At 27.1% G+C, this 2,960-nt stretch carries 2 protein-coding genes; both read right to left on the bottom strand.

Annotated elements, in window-relative coordinates:
- Positions 1-519: 519 nt before the first annotated feature.
- Positions 520-1,605, bottom strand: a complete 1,086-nt coding sequence (glgD, locus tag ACQPUY_RS17590) for a glucose-1-phosphate adenylyltransferase subunit GlgD (RefSeq protein WP_430843339.1) — start codon at positions 1,603-1,605, stop codon at positions 520-522.
- Between the two features lie 16 nt (positions 1,606-1,621).
- Positions 1,622-2,782 (bottom strand): glucose-1-phosphate adenylyltransferase, encoded by a 1,161-nt coding sequence (locus ACQPUY_RS17585; protein ID WP_430843341.1) that lies wholly within the window; start codon positions 2,780-2,782, stop codon positions 1,622-1,624.
- Positions 2,783-2,960: the final 178 nt, after the last annotated feature.

Raw genomic sequence — 2,960 nt, 5'->3', positions numbered from 1 at the left:
CCGCCAGCGTTCGTCCTGAGCCAGGATCAAACTCTCAATAAAAAGTTTAATCTGTTGCTCAAATTACCTTGAGTCTTTTGATGTAACAACGCTTACTATCGTTAGCGTTATAAGTTCGAATTACTAAATTAAAATTTAGATTCTCACTTAAGACTTAAAAGAATTGCTGGTTTATTTTATACTTAACTTATATTCTGTTCAATTTTCAAAGACCATTTTTCTCCGTCACCCTCAAGCGACTTTCTTATCTTACTACTTTAAGATTTATTTGTCAACACTTTTTTTGACCTTTTCTTAAAGAAGTTTTCCTAAGAACATAAAGTATATTATCATGTTAATCTACTTAATATTATTATGTTAATATTAACTATAAATATTTTTTCTCGTATTTCATATAAATATGAGCATTATTCTTTAATTTTCTTATATTGATACATGTGGATTAGTTGTCGCCTTTTTATTACATATTATGTAAAAAGTATCTAGTGTTTTATTATAAATTTACTAGATACTTTTTTATTAAAATATTTTCGGATAATCATTAGATCCATTAATTATTATATTTTTATTTACTATAGACTTAGATATTATTATTGAATTATTTATAATAGCATCCTTTTCTATAACCACACTATCCATTATAATACTATTCTTAACTATTGCTCCCTTTTTTATTATAACTTTTCTTCCTATTATACTATTTTCTACTTTTCCTTCTATATAAGATCCATTTGCTATTATACAATTATCTACTTTACTCTCTTTTGAATAATAAACAGGGGCTTCATCCTTTTGCTTTGTATATATAGGCCTATCATTATAAAATAATTCTTTGTTTATTTTCATATTTAGAAGGTCTCTATTTATTTCATAGTACGAATTTATAGAATTTACACATGCCAAATAGCCCTTGAATTCATATGTTCCGACCTTTAAATTATATAAATTATCTGATATATACTCCTTAACTTTTTTATACATACCATTCGTTATACTATCTCTTACTATATTTATAAATAATGAACTTTTCATAATATACATTTCCATATTTATATTTACATTATTCTTTGAATTATCTAAGTTCTTTATTTTATTTACTCTATTATTTGTATCTAATACTAGTTCTTCACACTTTGAGAGACTATCGCTATTATTTTTATTTTTGTATATAATTGTGATATCATCTCCAGATTTTTTGTGTTTATCTAAAACTTCCTTATAGTTTATATTACATATCATATAGGATGGACACATTATAATATATTCTTTTCTACTATATTTTATAAATTCTATATTATCCATAAAGCTATGAATGTCATCATAAACCTGATCATATTCACTATAATTAAAAACTTTAAGTCCATCTTTTTTTCTATGGAGATCCCATGGTCTTCCATTACTTAAATGCTTTAAAACAGAATATGATTTTTTTCTTGTAAAAATTCCTATACATTCTACACCTGAGTTTGTTAAATTCGATAAAATAAAATCTATTATTTTATATCTTCCAGCAATAGGCATAGCAGATATAGTCTTATCATTAATTAAATTCTTAACACTATAATCTTTTTCATCTAAATTAATAATCCCAATACAATCCTTCATTTAATATCCTCCTAATTCAAAGCACCTCAGCAGGCTCTAAGGTTGTACCACTATCAAGTTTTTCATTAGATGCTATAACTGCTATTTTCCTACCATCGCCTATACTACAATTGCTTCCTATAATTGCATTGCTTCCTATAATAGCTTTATTTATTATTACATTATCCTCTACTATGGCATCGTTCATTATAACAGAATTCTTAACAATAGAATTTCTACCTATTTTAACACCTTGAAATATAACTGAATGATCTACATCTCCTTCTATTACACATCCCTCAACAACTAAAGACTCATTTACTTCTGAACTTATTCCTATATACTGTGCAGGTCTTGCTATATTTTCAGAGTATATTTTCCAATTATTATCATATAAATTCAATTCATTTTTCATATTTAATAAATCCATGTTAGCTTCCCATAAGCTTTTTATTGTACCTACATCCTTCCAATATCCCTTAAATGGATATGCCACTAACTTCATATTATCAGCAAGCATTTTAGGTATAATATTCTTACCAAAATCATTATTTGACGCCTCATCATTTTCATCTATAATTAAAAATTTCTTCAATGTACTCCAATTAAAAATATATATTCCCATAGATGCTTTTGTACTTTTAGGTTCATTTGGCTTCTCCTCAAACTCATAAATTGATAGATCTTCCTTGGTATTCATAATTCCAAATCTGCTTGCTTCTTCTATGGGAACATCTATTACTGCTATAGTTGCATCTGCTTCCTTTTCCTTATGAAATTCTAGCATAATGTCATAATTCATTTTATATATATGATCTCCAGATAAAATTAATATATATTCTGGATCATATCTATCTATATATTCTATATTTTGATAAATAGCATTTGCTGTTCCCTTATACCATTTACCACCTTTCTCCTCTTGGTATGGAGGTAATATACTAACTCCACCATCTCTTCTATCTAAGTCCCAAGGTGATCCTATGCCTATATGTGTATTTAATTCTAATGGTTTATATTGAGTTAAAACTCCAACTGTATATATACCTGAATTAGAACAATTACTTAAAGGAAAATCTATAATTCTATACTTCCCACCAAATGGTACTGCTGGCTTAGCTAGCTTTTTTGTTAAAACTCCTAATCTAGAGCCTTGACCTCCAGCTAATATCATTGCAACTATTTCCTTTTTACTCATCATATCCCACTCCCTCACTTTTGTTTATTCTCATAATTTATTAATATGAATAGGATAGGAATAATATGTTATCTAAATTTCATTAATTTAAATATTAGAACAACAAAAAAGACTTAAGATAAATCTTAAGTCTTTAACTAACCTGGCAACGTCCTACTCTCCCACACAGTCTCCCGTG

Origin of the sequence: Clostridium nigeriense (genome assembly GCF_050585245.1) — a bacterium.
Lineage (GTDB): Bacteria > Bacillota > Clostridia > Clostridiales > Clostridiaceae > Clostridium > Clostridium nigeriense_A.
The sequence above is the reverse complement of the archived record's forward strand: the minus strand, read 5'-3'. Positions and strand labels throughout refer to the sequence as shown.

Excerpts from the sequence above, each read along its gene's own strand:
- glgD (WP_430843339.1), bottom strand. The coding sequence starts at position 1,605 with ATGAAGGATTGTATTGGGATTATTAATTTAGATGAAAAAGATTATAGT.
- ACQPUY_RS17585 (WP_430843341.1), bottom strand. The coding sequence starts at position 2,782 with ATGAGTAAAAAGGAAATAGTTGCAATGATATTAGCTGGAGGTCAAGGC.